Raw genomic sequence first — 16,529 nt, forward strand, 5'->3', positions numbered from 1 at the left:
AATGATCGAACCCGGCATTTACAAAGACGTCATGAGCTCGTTCCCGTCCGGCGTCACGGTGGTTACCACTGTTGACCCGGAGGGCGGGATCGTCGGCATCACCGCCAGTGCGTTCAGCGCGCTGTCGATTGACCCGGCGCTGGTGCTGTTCTGCCCCAACTATGCTTCCGACACTTATCCGGTGCTGCGTGACAGCAAGAAATTCGCGATCCATTTGCTGTCCGCTGACCAGACGGCTGAGGCCTATGCGTTTGCCGGGAAAGGCAAAGACAAGGCCAAGGACATCGAGTGGCATTTGAGCGAACTCGGTAACCCGATCCTCGCCAAAGCCACGGCGATCATCGAGTGTGAGTTGTGGCGTGAATATGACGGTGGTGATCACGCGATCATCGTTGGCGCGGTGAAGAACCTGATCCTGCCCGAGCAACCGGTGACGCCGATGATTTACCACAAAGGCAAGCTCGGGCCGTTGCCGACCCTGGCCTGACAGATTCACACACATCACTGTAGGAGTTGCCGAAGGCTGCGATCTTTTGACTTTGATTTTCAAGAGCAAGATCAAAAGATCGCAGCCTTCGGCAGCTCCTACACAAGGGATCGGTGTCGTGAGGAGGAATGATGAGTAACGAAAAGTACGAAAAAGGCCTGAAAATCCGCACTCAGGTATTGGGCGAAGCCTACGTCCAGCGTTCTATCGAGAACGCCGACGATTTCACCCGCCCGCTGCAGGAAATGGTCACCGAATACTGCTGGGGCCATGTCTGGGGTCGCGAAGGTTTGTCGCTCAAGGAGCGCAGCATGATCAACCTGGCGATGATCTCGGCGCTCAACCGTCCGCACGAACTCAAGCTGCATGTGCGTGGCGCCTTGCGTAACGGCCTGAGTCGTGAGCAAATACGCGAAATTCTGCTTCAGGTCGGCATTTATTGCGGTGTTCCGGCAGCCGTGGACAGTTTCCGGCTGGCCCGTGAAGCCTTTGCCGAAGCCGACGCCGAAGCCTCAGTTAACCCCTCGGCTGTTTAGATGCCCGTCTGGCATGGACAGCCAACTTAAAGAGCGGACCCCATGAAACGCCAGCCACTCGACGACAGCTTCAAGGTCAATCGCAACCCCGTTACCCTGCGCGAAATCGTGCTGGATAAACTGCGTAGCGCGATCATGAATTTCCAGCTCATGCCCGGCGATCGTCTGGTCGAGCGCGATCTGTGTGATCGTCTGGGCGTCAGCCGTACTTCCGTGCGCGAAGCCTTGCGTCACCTGGAATCCGAAGGTCTGGTCGAGTTTGCCGATGCCAAAGGCCCGCGTGTCGCCATCATCACGTTGGCCGATGCCGTCGATATCTACGAATTGCGCTGCGTGCTTGAGGGACTGATCGTCCAGCTGTTCACCCTGCGTGCCAAGGCCAAGGACATCAAAGCCCTGGAAAAGGCCCTCGACGAGAATCGCAAGGCGCTCAAGGACGGCGAACTGCAACAGGTGATCGACTCGGTGCAGGGCTTCTACGACGTGCTGCTCGAAGGCTCGGGCAACCATGTCGCGGCGACTCAGCTACGCCAGTTGCAGGCGCGCATCAGCTACCTGCGCGCGACCTCGGTGTCGCAGGAAAACCGTCGCGGTGCGAGTAATCAGGAAATGGAGAAAATGGTCGAAGCGATCAAAAGCGGCGATCCGCTGGTGGCGCACCAGGCCTGTGTTGATCACGTTCGCGCTGCCGCTGCGGTAGCGCTCGACTATCTCAAGCGCAAGCAGGAAGAGACCGGCGCAACCCCGGCCATGACCCTGCCCATCGCGCTGAAAGAACCCCGTATAGGTCACTGATATGTTCAGCCCGAGCTATTGCCCGAAATGCGGTGGCCCTGACCTCGGTCAGCAGATACCGGCGGACGATACGCACGTGCGCCTGATGTGCCGTGGCTGCGGCTACATCCACTACGTCAATCCGAAGATCATCGCCGGCTGCATCATCGAGCAGGACGGCAAATACCTGTTGTGCCAACGGGCGATCCCACCGCGCCCGGGCACCTGGACGCTGCCCGCAGGTTTCATGGAAAGCGGCGAGACCACCGAGCAAGCGGCGATCCGTGAAGTCTGGGAAGAAAGCGGCGTGCGTGCGGAAATCGTCTCGCCGTATTCGATTTTCAGCGTGCCGAAGATCAGCGAGGTGTACATCATCTTTCGCGCGATCGCGCTGGAGATCACCGGGCAGTACGGCCCGGAAACCCTCGACTACAAGTTCTTCGCCCCTGAAGACATCCCTTGGGAACAGATCTATTACCCGGCGATCCGGCAGATTCTCGAGCGTTATATCGAGGAGCGTCAGGCTGGGGTGTATGGGATCTACATGGGCAATGATGACAGCGGCAAGATCCACTTTATCCGCTGACAACGCTTCGCTTTCTGTCTGATCGTTCCCACGCTCCGCGTGGGAATGCCTCTTCGGACGCTCCGCGTTCGGCTTTGAAAGGGACGCGGAGCGTCCCGGGCTGCATTCCCACGCGGAGCGTGGGAACGATCAATACGGGGGTTTTGTGATGCGGCTTAAACTGGCGGCATGCCTTCGACGATGATGATCTCCGCCCTCGCCCATTCTTCGCGATAACTTTTCGCCTCCTGGTACGCCGCCGAGTGGTAGCAAGCCACAGCCTTCTCATAACTCTCGAACTCGATCACCACGCTGCGCTGCGGCGTCTCGCGTCCTTCCATCGCCTCGCTGCGCCCGCCTCTGGCCAGAAACTTCGCGCCGAACGCGGCGAACGCCGCCGGCGCACGCTGGGTGTATTGGCTGTAGTGATCGGCATCGGCTATATCCACATGAGCAATCCAGTACGCCTTCATAGTGACCTCTTTGTTGATTTTGTATTATGGTATACCAATATATTTCCAACGAACCCTGAGAGTCCAGCATGGCCTTCAACAGCATTGAAGAAATCATCGAAGATTATCGTCTCGGCAAAATGGTCTTGCTGGTCGATGACGAAGATCGCGAGAACGAGGGCGACCTGCTGCTGGCCGCCGACCGTTGCACACCCGAGGCGATCAGCTTCATGGCCCGTGAAGCGCGCGGGCTGATCTGTCTGACCCTGACTGACGAACATTGCCAGCGTTTAGGCCTGGAGCAAATGGTCCCGGCCAATGGCAGCGTGTTCAGCACCGCGTTTACCGTGTCGATTGAGGCGGCGGTTGGCGTGACCACCGGTATTTCAGCGGCGGATCGCGCCTGCACGGTTGCCGCCGCCGTCGCGCCGAATGCCCGTGCTGAAGACCTGGTGCAGCCGGGCCACATCTTCCCGCTGCGGGCCAAGGAAGGAGGCGTGCTGACCCGCGCTGGCCACACCGAAGCAGGCTGCGATCTGGCGCGCCTCGCCGGCTTCACCCCGGCCTCGGTGATCGTCGAAGTGATGAACGACGACGGCACCATGGCCCGTCGCCCGGATCTGGAAGTGTTCGCGCGCAAGCACGGGATCAAGATCGGCACCATCGCCGACCTGATCCACTATCGCCTGAGCACCGAGCACACCATCGAACGCATTGGCGAACGCGAACTGCCGACGGTGCATGGCACGTTCCGCCTGATCACCTTTGAGGATCGCATCGAGGGTGGCGTGCACATGGCGATGGTCATGGGCGATCTGCGCCGTGAAGAGCCGACGCTGGTGCGTGTGCATGTGATCGATCCGCTGCGTGACCTGGTCGGCGCCGAGTACAGCGGGCCGACCAATTGGACGCTATGGGCAGCGTTGCAACGGGTGGCGGCGGAAGGTCATGGGGTGGTTGTGGTGCTGGCCAATCATGAATCTTCGCAGGCGTTGCTGGAGCGGGTGCCGCAGTTGACCCAGCCGCCAAGGCAGTTCAGTCGTTCGCAATCGCGGATTTATTCGGAGGTGGGGACTGGGGCGCAGATTTTGCAGAATCTGGGGGTGGGCAAGCTGCGTCACCTGGGCCCTCCTCTGAAATACGCTGGCCTGACCGGGTATGACCTGGAGGTGGTCGAGAGTATTCCGTTCACTGAATGAAGCTGCCCTCACCCCAGCCCTCCCGAAACGTCGGACCGCCCGGAGGGAGAGGGAGCCGACCGAGTTGATTAGTCGCTATACGCCGACCTGAGATTCCGAGTCGAACTCAGGTTTGAACAGCATGAAGATCTGCTCCCTTTCCCCCTCTCCCATTGGGAGAGGGCTGGGGTGAGGGGCTGGATCTAAAATTTCTACACATCTCTCAAGTGAAAAACCATCAGCCTCCAGATAACCGGTAAGGCAAAGTGCTTGCACAAAGTTTGGAATACCATAATATGATATTCCATAGACCGGACACTCCAACGAACGTCCATCTACTGCTCCCGATAGGCGGGCAACAACGCAAGCCCGCTCAAAAACACAACAATGAGGGCGTGAACATGGTGTTGAACAAAGCTGCAACCGCGATCTTTTTTGCGGGACTGCTCAGCGTCACCGGCCAGGCTGCAATGGCTGCCGAAAGCGTGAATTTTGTCAGTTGGGGCGGAAGCACCCAGGATGCGCAGAAACAGGCCTGGGCCGATCCGTTCAGCAAGGCCAGCGGCATCACCGTCGTGCAGGACGGCCCGACCGACTACGGCAAACTCAAAGCCATGGTCGAGAGCGGCAACGTGCAGTGGGACGTGGTCGATGTCGAAGCCGACTTCGCCCTGCGCGCCGCCGCTGAAGGCCTGCTCGAACCCCTCGATTTCAAAGTCATTCAGCGCGACAAGATCGACCCGCGTTTCGTCAGCGATCACGGTGTCGGCTCGTTCTTCTTCTCCTTCGTCCTCGGCTACAACGAGGGCAAACTCGGCGCCAACAAGCCGCAGGACTGGAGCGCCCTGTTCGACACCAAGACTTACCCCGGCAAACGCGCCCTGTACAAATGGCCAAGCCCCGGCGTGCTCGAACTGGCGCTGCTGGCCGACGGCGTAGCGGCTGACAAGCTCTACCCGCTGGATCTGGATCGCGCCTTCAAAAAACTCGACACCATCAAGAAAGACATCGTCTGGTGGGGCGGCGGCGCGCAGTCGCAGCAACTGCTGGCCTCCGGTGAAGCGAGCATGGGCCAGTTCTGGAACGGTCGCATTCACGCCCTGCAAGAAGACGGCGCGCCGGTCGGCGTGAGCTGGAAACAGAACCTGGTCATGGCCGACATTCTGGTGATTCCAAAAGGCTCGAAAAACAAGGACGCGGCGATGAAGTTCCTGGCCGCCGCCAGTAGCGCCAAGGGCCAGGCCGACTTCTCCAACCTGACCGCCTACGCCCCGGTCAACCTCGACAGTGTGGAGCGTCTGGATTCGACGCTGGCCCCCAACCTGCCGACTGCCTACGCTAAGGATCAGATCACTCTTGATTTCGCGTACTGGGCCAAAAACGGCCAGGCCATCGCGACACGGTGGAACGAATGGCTGGTCAAATGAAAATGGCGGCCACCGCGTCCCGTCCCTCCACTGCCACCGGGAGCGCCGCCAGCGCTGCCGGCTCGGCCCACGGAACACAGGCGGTTGCGATGCAGCAAGCCCCGTCCCTCAGACAACGCTGGCGCGGCGCCGGCAACCTCGCCCCGGCGCTGCTGTTCATCGGCCTGTTCTTTCTAGCGCCGTTGATTGGCCTGCTGTTGCGCGGCGTGCTCGAACCGACGCCTGGCCTTGGCAACTATGAACAACTGTTCGCCAACTCGGCGTACGCCCGAGTGCTGCTCAACACCTTTTCGGTGGCCGGGCTGGTAACACTGTTCAGCCTGCTGCTGGGCTTTCCGCTGGCCTGGGCGATCACCCTGGTACCACGTGGCTGGGGGCGCTGGATTCTCAACATCGTGCTGCTGTCGATGTGGACCAGCCTGCTCGCCCGCACCTATTCGTGGCTGGTGTTGCTGCAAGCCTCGGGCGTGATCAACAAGGCTCTGATGGCGATGGGCATCATCGATCAGCCGCTGGAAATGGTGCATAACCTCACCGGCGTGGTGATCGGCATGAGCTACATCATGATCCCATTCATCGTGCTGCCGTTGCAGGCGACCATGCAGGCCATCGATCCGATGATTCTGCAGGCCGGTTCAATTTGCGGCGCGAGTCCGTGGACCAACTTCTTCCGGGTGTTTCTGCCGCTGTGTCGGCCGGGTCTGGCCTCCGGTGGCTTGATGGTGTTCGTCATGTCGCTCGGTTACTACGTCACCCCGGCGCTGCTCGGCGGTGCGCAGAACATGATGCTGCCGGAGTTCATCATTCAGCAGGTGCAATCGTTCCTCAACTGGGGCCTGGCCAGTGCCGGCGCCGCGTTGCTGATCGCGATCACTTTGGTGCTGTTCTACTTCTACCTGAAGCTTCAGCCGGAATCCCCGGTTGGCGCCAGTAACGCGAGGTAAGCCGACATGCTCCTGACTCCCAATGCGATGAGCCGGCGGATGCGTTTCGGCTTGTATGCCACCACCGGGCTGATCGGTCTGTTCCTGCTGTTGCCGATCGTGTTTATCGTGCTGCTGTCGTTCGGCTCCTCGCAGTGGCTGGTATTCCCGCCGCCGGGCTGGACGCTGAAATGGTACGGCCAGTTCTTCTCCAACCCCGACTGGATGAACGCCGCTGCCGCCAGCCTCAAGGTTGCTGTGCTGACGACGATCTGCGCCGTGGCCCTCGGTCTGCCGACTGCGTTTGCGCTGGTGCGCGGACGTTTTCCCGGCCGGGAAATGCTCTACGGCCTGTTCACCCTGCCGATGATCGTGCCGCTGGTGATCATCGCCGTGGCGGTGTACGCGCTGTTCCTCAAGCTCGGTTACACCGGGACGATGTTCGCCTTCGTCGTCAGCCATGTGATCGTCGCGCTGCCGTTCACCATCATCTCGATCATCAACTCGCTGAAGCTGTTCGATCAGTCGATTGAGGACGCCGCGGTTATCTGCGGTGCCTCACGCCTGCAAGCGGTGTTCAAGGTGACGTTCCCGGCGATTCGCCCGGGCATGGTCGCCGGCGCCCTCTTCGCCTTTCTCGTTTCGTGGGACGAAGTGGTGCTCAGCGTGATGATGGCCAGCCCGACCCTGCAAACCCTTCCCGTGAAAATGTGGACCACTTTGCGCCAGGACCTGACGCCAGTGATCGCCGTCGCTTCGACGCTGCTGATCGGCTTGTCTGTTCTAGTCATGGTGATCGCCGCCGCATTGCGCCGGCGCAACGAAATCAGCGCCTGAGCGCCAGGAGTACGACATGAGTGCCGTGATCAAAGACGCTTCCCAGCAGAACGACAAACCCCTGGTCAGCCTGCGCAACCTGAACAAGCACTACGGCGATTTTGCCGCCGTCGACAACATCTCGCTGGACATCAAGGACGGCGAGTTCCTGACCTTCCTCGGCTCCAGCGGCTCGGGCAAAAGCACCACGCTGTCGATGCTCGCCGGGTTTGAAACACCGAGCAGTGGCGAGATCCTCGTCAACGGTCAGTCGCTGGTGAATGTACCGCCGCACAAGCGTGACATCGGCATGGTGTTTCAACGCTATTCGCTGTTCCCGCATTTGTCGGTGCGCGACAACATTGCCTTCCCGTTGGCGATCCGCAAACTAGCGGCCGCCGAACGTGAAAAGCGCGTCGATGCGATGTTGAAGTTGGTGCAGCTTGAGCAATTCGCCCATCGTCGCCCTTCGCAGTTGTCGGGTGGCCAGCAACAACGTGTCGCCATCGCCCGCGCCTTGGTCTACGAACCACGCATTTTGCTGATGGACGAACCGCTCGGTGCGCTGGATAAAAAACTGCGCGAGGATTTACAGGATGAATTGCGCCAACTGCATCGTCGTCTGGGCATCACCATCGTTTACGTGACCCACGATCAGGAAGAAGCCATGCGTTTGTCGCAGCGCATCGCGATTTTCAGTCATGGCAAGATTGTGGGATTGGGCAGCGGTTATGACCTTTATCAGAATCCGCCGAATGCGTTTGTCGCCTCGTTCCTCGGCAACTCGAACTTCCTCAAGCTCAAGGCGCAGGGTAATGCGGCGGCTTCGTTTGAAGGTCAGTCATTGTCGATTCGGCTGACGGCGGGGTTGCACACCGATCAGGATGTGTTGCTGATGGTGCGGCCGGAAAAAGCGCAGGCGTTGAGCGTGTCGCAGGCGATCAGCGAACCGTTGCCTTCGGGGTGGAATGAGGTTTCAGCGAAGGTTGTGGAAGTGCTGTTTCTGGGTGAGAGCCAGACGTGCAGCGTAGTCACTTCGGGCGGGACTTCGATGACGGTCAAAGCGTTGTCCGCCGCCGGCATGCCGCTCAAGGCTGGCGATCCGGTGCAAGTGCGCTGGGCCACCGCCGATGCTTGCGTGTATACCGAATGGACCGACAGCGACCTCAACAAAGCCGCCGGCTCCCACTGAAATCCCATGTAGGAGCTGCCGCAGGCTGCGATCTTTTGATCTTGCCGTTAAAAACAAGATCAAAAGATCGCAGCCTCGTTTCACTCGACAGCTCCTACAGGAATGCATTGCAAATGTGGGAGCAGGCTCACTCCTACAATTGAACCGTGTTTACGCCTCAGGGCCGCGGTGGCACTTTTTTTGATCTCAAGGCGCGACCGTCACATCGCCCTGCCCACTCTCGGCGAGTGCGGCAGCGACAAACCCCTCAGCCTTCTTGCGCTCGACAAACGCCCGCACATACGCCGCGCCTGCCTCTCGCCCACGGGGCACCGCCATGGCCTGGCGAATCGCCGTGAACGCGCCGTCCAGCACGCGGTAACGCGCGTCGGCATCCGCGACTTTCTGCAATGGCTGACGGACACCGGCGGCGGCATCCAGGTGTTGCTCGATAAACAGGTCAACGGCACCCGCCGAGGTTTCGGCACGCTCCAATTGTGCGTGCTGCAGCGTGCGACTGAGGAACAGGTCGTAGGCTGCGCCTTTGCCAACGGCCAGTCGCAATCCTGGCTGATCGAGATCCTCGACGTTGCGATAGGGTGCCTGCGCTTCGACCAGATAAGTCCCTTCAATAATCACGTACGGCTCGCTGAACGTGATCTGCGCTTCACGCACCGGCTCGATCGCAAGAAACGCCAGATTCCATACGCCCTCTTCCAGCGCGGCGAAAACCTTGCCCGCTGCATCAAAGGTGCGCATCTCCAATTCGACACCCAGCTCGGTAGCCAATGCTTTGGCCAATGCCACCGAAACACCCTGCGGCGCACCGTCTGCCCCGCGCTGTGCCAGCACCGGGTTGCCAAAATTGATGGCGGCATGCAGCACGCCGTCGGGCGCGAGATCGGCCATCACGGCCGGGGTGATTGCACTCATGGTGTTGCTCCCTGATTGGATAAAAAGTCAGTGTGCCTCGTGGCTGACACTGTCGAGGACACAACACCCAGCGGGTAAGCCTTATGTCGGTGCCTGACAGGCACTCAAATGTTCCAGCGCACGACGCGTGACCGCATCAATGTAAGCCGCGTCACCATAGACCCGCGCCAGCAGAATCGCCCCCTCGTAATCCGCCACCCATTGTCGAGCGGTCAGCAAGGCTTGGACTTCATCGACCTGGCCTTCCAGCAAATGCGCAAACGCCTTGGCCCATGCATCGAAAAAGCTGCGAATCGGCTCCAGCAGTTCACTTTTGCCGTACGCCGCATCGACCGCCACCACACCCATCAGGCAACCGATCGAGTCATCCTGAAACAGCCTCGCCGCCTTACGCCCCATTTTTGTCAGGCGTTCTTCGGGGCTGAGTTTTTCATCAAAAGCTACGGCAAACAGGGTCTGGTTAATTACCTGATGCGTCCAGTCCAGCACGTCACGCAGCAAGGCTTCCTTATTCGGGTAGTGGTGATAGAAAGACGCCTTGGTGAAGCCACAGGCGGCAGCAAGCACGTCCATGGTGGTGCCATGATAGCCAAGGCGCTTGAAGGTATTGGCGCACCGCAGAAGCAATTCTTCACGGGGGATTTTCAACGGTCGCACGGGTATTTCCTGATCCGGATAACTGGCGGTGATTCTATGACATAAGCCTGCCCTTCTCAATTTGACGGTTACCAACTGTTCGTTTAGTTTCTGTTTACCAAACAAATGGTCAGTAACTGGTGACCAATAGATTTCAAGGAGAGCAGAGATGAACGAAGCCAACAGTGGCCCCGGCAGAGTCACCCGCGAACAACACGGCCAGCTGTTTTTGATCGGTCTGGATCGCGCCGGCAAACGCAATGCATTCGACAGTGCAATGCTGACGGACCTGGCATTGGCCATCGGCGAATACGAGCGCAATGACGAACTGCGCTGCGCCGTGCTGTTCGCGCATGGTGAGCACTTCACTGCGGGTCTGGACTTGATGGAACTGACGCCAAAACTGGTATCAGGCGCCTTCAAGTATCCTGAAGAAGGCATCGACCCATGGGGCGTTTCCAAACCGCGCAGGCGTAAACCGGTGGTGGTTGCCATTGAAGGCATTTGCTGGACGGCGGGCATCGAATTGATGCTCAACGCCGACATCAGCATTGCCGCCACCAATGCCCGTTTCGCTCATCTGGAAGTGTTGCGCGGGATCTCACCCGCCGGCGGTTCCACCGTGCGCTTCACCCGCGCAGCGGGCTGGACCGCCGCCATGCGCTACATGCTCACGGGGGAAGAGTTCGATGCCACTGCCGCCCTGCACATGCGCCTGCTGACCGAAGTAGTCGAGCCCGGTCAGACACTGCCTCGCGCCATCGAGTACGCCGAGCGCATCGCCAAAGCTGCACCGCTGGCGATTCAGGCGACATTGCAATCGGCGTTTCTGGCGCAGGATCAGGGAGACGATGCGGCATTGTCGAAGCTTGATGAACAACTGCTGGCCCTGATCAAAACCGAGGATGTCCGCGAGGGCGTCATGGCGATGATGCAGAAGCGCGAACCGCAGTTCAAAGGTCGCTGAAGGCTTTGCTCAACTCACTCGGAACAATTTCATGAACACCATGGCCGCAGCCTTTGCCGAATCGATCCAGAGACAGGACATCGCCCTCATTGCCCGCGATGGTTATCCGTTGTCAGCCAAGCGCTACAGCGCGGCGGGCGCGGTCAAAGGCAACCTGATCATGGCCGGCGCCACCGGGGTGCAACAGCGCTTTTATCGGCGTTTTGCCGAGCATGCAGCGCGCCAGGGCTTCAATGTCCTGACCCTCGATTACCGGGGCATCGGTGAATCGAAGCCGGCTTCCCTCAAAGGCTTTGAGATGTCTTATCTGGATTGGGCTTATCAGGATCTGGCGGCGGCAGTGGATCTGCTAAGCCAGGAAGCGTTGCCGTTGTATTGGGTCGGCCATTCGTTTGGTGGTCACGCGATTGGTCTGTTGCCCAATCACCACGCCCTGACGGCTTGCTACACCTTGGGCAGTGGTGCGGGATGGAGCGGCTGGATGTCCAGAGCCGAGGCCTGGAAAATCCGTCTGATGTGGACGTTTGTGCTGCCGGTGATTGTCGCCCGCAAAGGCTACATGGCCTGGAGCATGCTGGGCATGGGCGATGATTTGCCGCTGGGCGTTTATAACGACTGGAAACGCTGGTGCAAATTCCCCCACTACTACTTCGACGACCCCGAGATGAGCCATCTGCATGCACTCTACGCCGAGGTCACAACGCCATGCGTTTTCGCCACGTCGGTCGATGATCCGTGGGCGCCGCCGCGTTCGCGCGATGCGTTTGTCAAAGCCATGGTGAATGCACCGCTGACATTGCTGGATCTGCAGCCGCCACTGGGCAGCAAACCGTACGGGCACATGGGTTACTTCCGCGAAAGCGCACAGCCGTTGTGGGATGAGGTGCTTGATTGGCTGCAAAGCGCCCCTGCACACACCACATAACCTGAGCTGCTGCAGGCTGCGATCTGTTGATCTTGCTGTTAAAAACAAGATCAACAGATCGCAGCCTCGTTTCACTCGACAGCTCCTACAGGAGTGCATTCCAACTGTGGGAGCGAGCCTGCTCGCGAATGCGGTGTGTCATTCAATGTTGATGTTGACTGACACGGCCTCTTCGCGAGCAAGCTCGCTCCCACAGAGGGTTTATGGTGTTTAGGTGATCCGGGAATAGCCTTCGATTTCATCCGGCCAGGCGGTGAGAATTTCGAAGCCGGTCTCCGTCACCGCAACCATATGCTCCCACTGCGCCGACAACGAGCCATCCTTGGTCAGCACCGTCCAGCCATCCGGCATGTTCTTCACGTGACGTTTGCCGGCATTGAGCATCGGCTCCACGGTAAAAATCATCCCGGCCTTGAGCTTCATTCCCTGATCGGGAAAGCCGTAATGCAGAATCTGCGGCTCATCGTGATAGACCTTGCCGATCCCGTGCCCGCAGTACTCGCGCACCACACTAAAACCCTCTTTCTCCGCAAGGCTCTGGATCGCATGGCCGATGTCGCCCAACGTCGCGCCCGGTTTCACCACGCGAATCCCCGCGCACATGGCGTCATAGGTGGTCTTGATCAGGTGCTGCGCTTCAGGTGTTGCCTCGCCGACCACGTACATGCGGCTGGTATCACCGAACCAGCCATCCTTGATTACCGCGATGTCGAGGTTGACGATGTCGCCATCCTTCAACGGCGTGCCCGACGGAATGCCGTGGCAGACCACATCGTTGACCGAGGCACAGACGGTTTTCGGAAAACCGTGATAGCCAACGTTGGCCGGCACTGCTTTTTGCACATTGACGATGTAGTCGTTGCACAGCTGATCGAGCTGATCAGTGGTGACGCCAGCCTTCACATGCGGCACCAGCATCGCCAGCACTTCAGCGGCGAGTTTGCCGGCAGCACGCGATTGGGCGATGTCGGCCGGGGTGTTGATCTTGATCTGGTTTCTCATGCGCTGACGGCTTCCTGAGTCAGTTGTTGCAGATCCAGCCCGCCGTTCTGTTCGGCGCGGATCAGCAAGCGGCAAATGGCGCTGTGGTCGAGGTTGGGGTGCAGTTCGGCGAGCATGCCGATGCGCATCCAGTGCTCGGCTTGCGCGTTGATCGAGCGGCTGAGGGCGTTGCTGGATATCCGCAGGTTCTCGTGCATGTCCTCTGAAATCTTTACGATGCCCATATATGAATCCGATACGATGTGTATATGGAACGTATATTAGCCAAGCCTCGTCGGAGATTGCAAACCCTCAGCCGAGCGCTGCATCGAAAAACGACGAAATGAGCCGACTGGAACGCCGCTCCGCCAAGCAATAAAGATACGTCTCGGTGAACAGCTCTTCGCCCTCGATTCTGATGGTGCGGATGTTCGGGTCAGCAATGAACTCCGCTTCCGACACCACCCCCAGCCCCAACCCGCGCACCACCGCTTCACGCAACGCCTCACGGCTGCCGATTTCCATGGCGATCCTCGGTTTCACTTGCGCCGCATTCAGCGCCTGCTCCAGCACCAGCCGCGTGGTCGAGCCGGGTTCGCGCTGCAGCAGGGGCTGCCCTTCCAGTTCCTCCAGACGCACGCTGCCGCGATTGGCCAGCGGATGCTCATGGTGGGCAAACAAGATGATCGCGTGCCGCGCATAACGCACCGAACACAACGCCGGATCGTCCTGACGCCCGGCCAGCACGGCGATGTCGGTGACGTAATTTTCCAGATCCGATAACACTTGCGCCGAGTTACCGACGCGGATCGACACATCGATATTCGGATGCTGTTGCAGGTAACTGTCGACCATCTCGATCACATGAAACGGCCCCACCGCACCAACCTTGAGCTGGCCGCTGTCGAGCCGCCCGGAATCGCGCAGCAGGTTGTGCGCCTCCAGTTCCAGCAAGGCGATGCGCTGAGCGATAGGCAGCAATTGCCGCCCAACATCCGACAGCTCGATCCGCCGCCCACGGCGATGGAACAGCTCAACATTGTGCTGACGTTCCAGGGCCTGTACTTGCGTGGTCAGGGTCGGTTGGCTCAATCCCGACGCCCGCGCCCCGGCACTGAAACTGCCGTGGCGGGCGACAGCGAGAAAGGCCCGTAGTTTGGCGCTCGACATCCATAGACTCCATCAATAGTTAGCTGTCGTTTCGCATATTGAATTGATTGAATGACTGTCACGTGACAGACCTAGCCTGTGGCAACTCCCAACCACACCGTGGAATGCCATGAAAACAATCAAACAGTTTCTGCGTGTCGCCAGCCTCACCGTTATTGTCTTGGGCGCCAGCCAGGTCTGGGCCAAGGACAAACTGACCATAGGCCTGATTCCCTCCGAAGACTCCCAGGCAATGATCGAATCGAGCAAGCAGGTGCTCGACGATCTGCAAAGCAAAATCGGCATGCCGGTGGTGCCGTTCGTGGCCACCGACTACAACGGCATCATCGAAGCGCTGCGCTCGGGCAAACTCGACGTCGCCTATCTCGGGCCGTTCTCCTACGTGCTGGCGACCTCGGTGGCCGATGTCGAAGCATTCTCCGTGGCGGTGACCAAGAAGACCGGCCAGAGCGCGTACAAAAGCGTGATTCTGGCGCGCAAGGACAGTGGCATTCATTCGCTGGCCGACCTCAAGGGCCATACGTTCGCGTTCGTCGACCCGAGTTCGGCGTCCGGTCATCTGTTCCCGAAAGCCGGACTGGAGCAGGCCGGGTTTGTGCCGGACACGTTGTTCAAACGAGTGATTTTCTCCGGCTCCCACGACGCCAGCATCCTCGCGGTCGAGAACAAGAAAGTCGACGCCGCCGCCGTGGCTGACCGCATCTTCGCCAGCGCCGTGGCCAAAGGGGTGGTGAAGCAGGATGACTTCGAAATCGTCTGGAGTTCAAAGCCGATCCCCGAATCACCGATGGTCTGGCGCAAGGCGCTCGATCCGGAATTGAAGAAGAAGGTCGCCGACGCGCTGGCTTCGATCAAGGACGTGCCGTGGGGTGATCAGGGCGTGCTCAATGGTTTCCAGCCGACCACCGACGCCTCTTACGACGTGGTGCGCGACACCGCCAAGGTGCTCGATCTCGATTTGCGGAGCATGAAATGATCAGCATCCGTCAATTGACCAAGCATTACGGCAGCAACCCGGTGTTGCGCGGCATCGACCTGGAAGTCGCTGCGGGCGAATTCGTCGTGGTGCTCGGTCAGTCCGGCGCTGGCAAATCGACCTTGCTGCGTTGCATCAATCGCCTGGCACAGGCCGACAGCGGCACGCTGACCGTGGCGGGCATTGATGCCCTCGCCTGCCCCGACACCAGCGTTTTGCGCCGTGAAGTGGCGATGATCTTCCAGCACCACAATGTCGTGCCACGTTTGAGCGTTTTGAAGAATGTGCTGACCGGGCGTCTCGGGTCCGTCGGTACCCTCGCGTCGATTCTGCAACTGTTCCGTCGTGACGATGTGGCGCTGGCGATGCAATGTCTGGAGCGCGTCGAACTGGCGCACAAGGCCGGTGAGCGCACCGATTCACTGTCCGGCGGGCAGAAGCAGCGCGTCGGCATTGCCCGCGCCTTGGCACAGCGGCCGCAGGTGATTCTGGCCGATGAACCAATCGCCAGCCTCGACCCGAAAACCGCGCGGCTGGTGTTGCAGTACCTGCGCGATGCCACCCGCGAACTGGGCATCACCGTGCTGTGCAATCTGCATCAGGTCGAGTACGCCCGCGAGTTCGGCGACCGCGTGGTCGGCCTTGCTCACGGCAGTCTGGTATTCGATGGCAAAGCGTCGAGCATGACCGACGCCGATCTGGCGCGAATCTATCCGGGGCAATTGGCGGACTCCTCCGTCGACATTCCGACGCCTACCCTGTCCTACCGCGCTGCCTCGAGGGCTTGAACATGCAATCGCAAAACTATCAGTGGGTCGGCGATCGCCCTCGTGGCCCGCGCAGTTGGCTGACTACGGGCGCCGTCATCCTGATTGTGCTGTGGACACTGAACTGGAGCGCGCAAGGTGCTCAACTCAGTCTCGGAGAACTGGCAGCGGGATTGCCGCAGATCGGTGATTTCCTTTCACGCACCTTCCCACCGGACCTGAGCATTCTTCCGCGTCTGCTCGCGCCAGCGGTAGAAACCTTGCAGATCGCCATTTGGGGCACCCTGCTCGGCGTGTTGCTGGCGATTCCACTGTCGTTTCTCGCGGCGCGTAATTTGAGCCGCAATCGTTGGGTGTTTCACGCCACGCGTCAGGCCTTGAATTTCACCCGCAGCATCAACGAACTGATCCTCGCGCTGATTTTCGTTTCAGCCGTCGGCCTCGGCCCCTTCCCCGGTGTCCTGGCGCTGGCGCTGCATGGCCTGGGCATGCTCGGCAAGTTCTTCGCCGAGAGCATCGAAGAGATCGACCAAGGCCCGATTGAAGCGCTGCAAGCGACCGGTGCTCGACCGTTGCAAGTGATCGTGTTTGGCGTTTTGCCGCAAGTCATCACCGCGTGGATTGCCGTGATTCTGTACCGCTTCGAGGTCAATCTGCGCTCGGCCACGGTGCTGGGAATGGTTGGTGCCGGCGGCCTGGGTTTCGAACTGGTGAGCAGTCTCAAGCTGTTCAAATATCAGGAAACCGCGACCTGCATCATCGTCATCACTTTCATGGTGATCGTCGCCGACGCCGTATCGAGTCGACTGCGTGCCGCCATCCAGAGCGGTTCGACGCATTAACCG

General features: G+C 59.7%; 20 protein-coding genes. 14 read left to right on the forward strand and 6 right to left on the reverse strand.

Going from position 1 to position 16,529, the window contains the following annotated elements; genetic code table 11:
• Position 1 precedes the first annotated feature (1 nt).
• The 4 genes from M5G26_RS08390 (at position 2) to M5G26_RS08405 (ending at position 2,383) form a co-directional block, all read left to right on the forward strand.
• Complete coding sequence (locus M5G26_RS08390) at positions 2 to 487, forward strand: flavin reductase family protein (protein ID WP_077573256.1); 486 nt, start codon at positions 2 to 4, stop codon at positions 485 to 487.
• Positions 488 to 618: 131 nt separating this feature from the next.
• On the forward strand, positions 619 to 1,023 hold the full coding sequence (locus M5G26_RS08395) for a carboxymuconolactone decarboxylase family protein (protein WP_034155594.1): 405 nt from the start codon (positions 619 to 621) through the stop codon (positions 1,021 to 1,023).
• 42 nt (positions 1,024 to 1,065) lie between these two features.
• Positions 1,066 to 1,818 (forward strand): GntR family transcriptional regulator, encoded by a 753-nt coding sequence (locus M5G26_RS08400; protein WP_007918001.1) that lies wholly within the window; start codon positions 1,066 to 1,068, stop codon positions 1,816 to 1,818.
• 1 nt (position 1,819) lies between these two features.
• Entirely contained in the window at positions 1,820 to 2,383 is a 564-nt protein-coding gene (locus M5G26_RS08405) for an NUDIX hydrolase (protein ID WP_273914991.1), read from the forward strand.
• A gap of 155 nt (positions 2,384 to 2,538) precedes the next feature.
• Here the strand turns inward: M5G26_RS08405 and M5G26_RS08410 are convergent, their stop codons facing one another.
• Positions 2,539 to 2,835, reverse strand: a complete 297-nt coding sequence (locus tag M5G26_RS08410) for a DUF1330 domain-containing protein (protein WP_008088081.1) — start codon at positions 2,833 to 2,835, stop codon at positions 2,539 to 2,541.
• A gap of 68 nt (positions 2,836 to 2,903) precedes the next feature.
• On the opposite strand from M5G26_RS08410, the gene ribBA reads away from it, so the two are divergent.
• The 5 genes from ribBA (at position 2,904) to M5G26_RS08435 (ending at position 8,350) form a co-directional block, all read left to right on the forward strand.
• Positions 2,904 to 4,013 (forward strand): bifunctional 3,4-dihydroxy-2-butanone-4-phosphate synthase/GTP cyclohydrolase II, encoded by a 1,110-nt coding sequence (ribBA, locus tag M5G26_RS08415; RefSeq protein WP_095050094.1) that lies wholly within the window; start codon positions 2,904 to 2,906, stop codon positions 4,011 to 4,013.
• A 380-nt stretch (positions 4,014 to 4,393) separates the two neighbouring features.
• Positions 4,394 to 5,419 (forward strand): ABC transporter substrate-binding protein, encoded by a 1,026-nt coding sequence (locus M5G26_RS08420; protein WP_007918009.1) that lies wholly within the window; start codon positions 4,394 to 4,396, stop codon positions 5,417 to 5,419.
• The gene (locus tag M5G26_RS08425; protein WP_174244503.1) at positions 5,416 to 6,363 is read left to right on the forward strand and encodes an ABC transporter permease; all 948 of its coding nucleotides are present in this window, start codon (positions 5,416 to 5,418) and stop codon (positions 6,361 to 6,363) included. Before M5G26_RS08420 ends, M5G26_RS08425 begins: the two co-directional genes overlap by 4 nt.
• Positions 6,364 to 6,369: 6 nt before the next feature.
• Complete coding sequence (locus M5G26_RS08430; RefSeq protein WP_007918021.1) at positions 6,370 to 7,179, forward strand: ABC transporter permease; 810 nt, start codon at positions 6,370 to 6,372, stop codon at positions 7,177 to 7,179.
• Positions 7,180 to 7,195: 16 nt separating this feature from the next.
• Positions 7,196 to 8,350 (forward strand): ABC transporter ATP-binding protein, encoded by a 1,155-nt coding sequence (locus M5G26_RS08435; RefSeq protein WP_273914992.1) that lies wholly within the window; start codon positions 7,196 to 7,198, stop codon positions 8,348 to 8,350.
• 186 nt (positions 8,351 to 8,536) lie between these two features.
• Here the strand turns inward: M5G26_RS08435 and M5G26_RS08440 are convergent, their stop codons facing one another.
• Together M5G26_RS08440 and M5G26_RS08445 are read right to left on the reverse strand one after the other, a co-directional pair.
• Positions 8,537 to 9,262 (reverse strand): transporter substrate-binding domain-containing protein, encoded by a 726-nt coding sequence (locus M5G26_RS08440; protein WP_273914993.1) that lies wholly within the window; start codon positions 9,260 to 9,262, stop codon positions 8,537 to 8,539.
• Positions 9,263 to 9,343: 81 nt separating this feature from the next.
• Entirely contained in the window at positions 9,344 to 9,919 is a 576-nt protein-coding gene (locus M5G26_RS08445; RefSeq protein WP_150693612.1) for a TetR/AcrR family transcriptional regulator, read from the reverse strand.
• A gap of 148 nt (positions 9,920 to 10,067) precedes the next feature.
• On the opposite strand from M5G26_RS08445, the gene M5G26_RS08450 reads away from it, so the two are divergent.
• Complete coding sequence (locus M5G26_RS08450) at positions 10,068 to 10,865, forward strand: crotonase/enoyl-CoA hydratase family protein (protein WP_141128697.1); 798 nt, start codon at positions 10,068 to 10,070, stop codon at positions 10,863 to 10,865.
• A gap of 31 nt (positions 10,866 to 10,896) precedes the next feature.
• Complete coding sequence (locus tag M5G26_RS08455) at positions 10,897 to 11,790, forward strand: alpha/beta hydrolase family protein (RefSeq protein WP_273914994.1); 894 nt, start codon at positions 10,897 to 10,899, stop codon at positions 11,788 to 11,790.
• Between the two features lie 210 nt (positions 11,791 to 12,000).
• Here the strand turns inward: M5G26_RS08455 and map are convergent, their stop codons facing one another.
• From map to M5G26_RS08470, 3 genes are all read right to left on the reverse strand, one after another.
• Positions 12,001 to 12,792, reverse strand: coding sequence for a type I methionyl aminopeptidase (map, locus tag M5G26_RS08460; RefSeq protein WP_273914995.1), 792 nt, complete (start codon positions 12,790 to 12,792; stop codon positions 12,001 to 12,003).
• Positions 12,789 to 13,016 carry a ParD-like family protein gene (locus M5G26_RS08465; RefSeq protein ID WP_007918027.1) on the reverse strand — a complete coding sequence of 76 codons (228 nt, stop codon included), beginning with the start codon at positions 13,014 to 13,016 and terminating at the stop codon, positions 12,789 to 12,791. Before M5G26_RS08465 ends, map begins: the two co-directional genes overlap by 4 nt.
• 67 nt (positions 13,017 to 13,083) lie before the next feature.
• Positions 13,084 to 13,941 (reverse strand): LysR substrate-binding domain-containing protein, encoded by an 858-nt coding sequence (locus M5G26_RS08470; RefSeq protein ID WP_273914996.1) that lies wholly within the window; start codon positions 13,939 to 13,941, stop codon positions 13,084 to 13,086.
• A 109-nt stretch (positions 13,942 to 14,050) separates the two neighbouring features.
• Here M5G26_RS08470 and phnD point away from each other — a divergent pair, with 109 nt between their 5' ends.
• From phnD to phnE, 3 genes are read left to right on the forward strand one after another with little or no spacing between them, the layout of a single operon-like run.
• On the forward strand, positions 14,051 to 14,917 hold the full coding sequence (gene phnD / locus M5G26_RS08475) for a phosphonate ABC transporter substrate-binding protein (protein WP_273914997.1): 867 nt from the start codon (positions 14,051 to 14,053) through the stop codon (positions 14,915 to 14,917).
• Positions 14,914 to 15,705 (forward strand): phosphonate ABC transporter ATP-binding protein, encoded by a 792-nt coding sequence (phnC, locus tag M5G26_RS08480; protein WP_273914998.1) that lies wholly within the window; start codon positions 14,914 to 14,916, stop codon positions 15,703 to 15,705. Before phnD ends, phnC begins: the two co-directional genes overlap by 4 nt.
• Before the next feature lie 2 nt (positions 15,706 to 15,707).
• A complete protein-coding gene (gene phnE, locus M5G26_RS08485) occupies positions 15,708 to 16,526 on the forward strand; it encodes a phosphonate ABC transporter, permease protein PhnE (RefSeq protein ID WP_273914999.1) in 819 nt (272 codons plus the stop codon).
• Positions 16,527 to 16,529: the final 3 nt, after the last annotated feature.

Origin of the sequence: Pseudomonas sp. TNT2022 ID642, assembly GCF_028656995.1 — a bacterium.
GTDB lineage: Bacteria > Pseudomonadota > Gammaproteobacteria > Pseudomonadales > Pseudomonadaceae > Aquipseudomonas.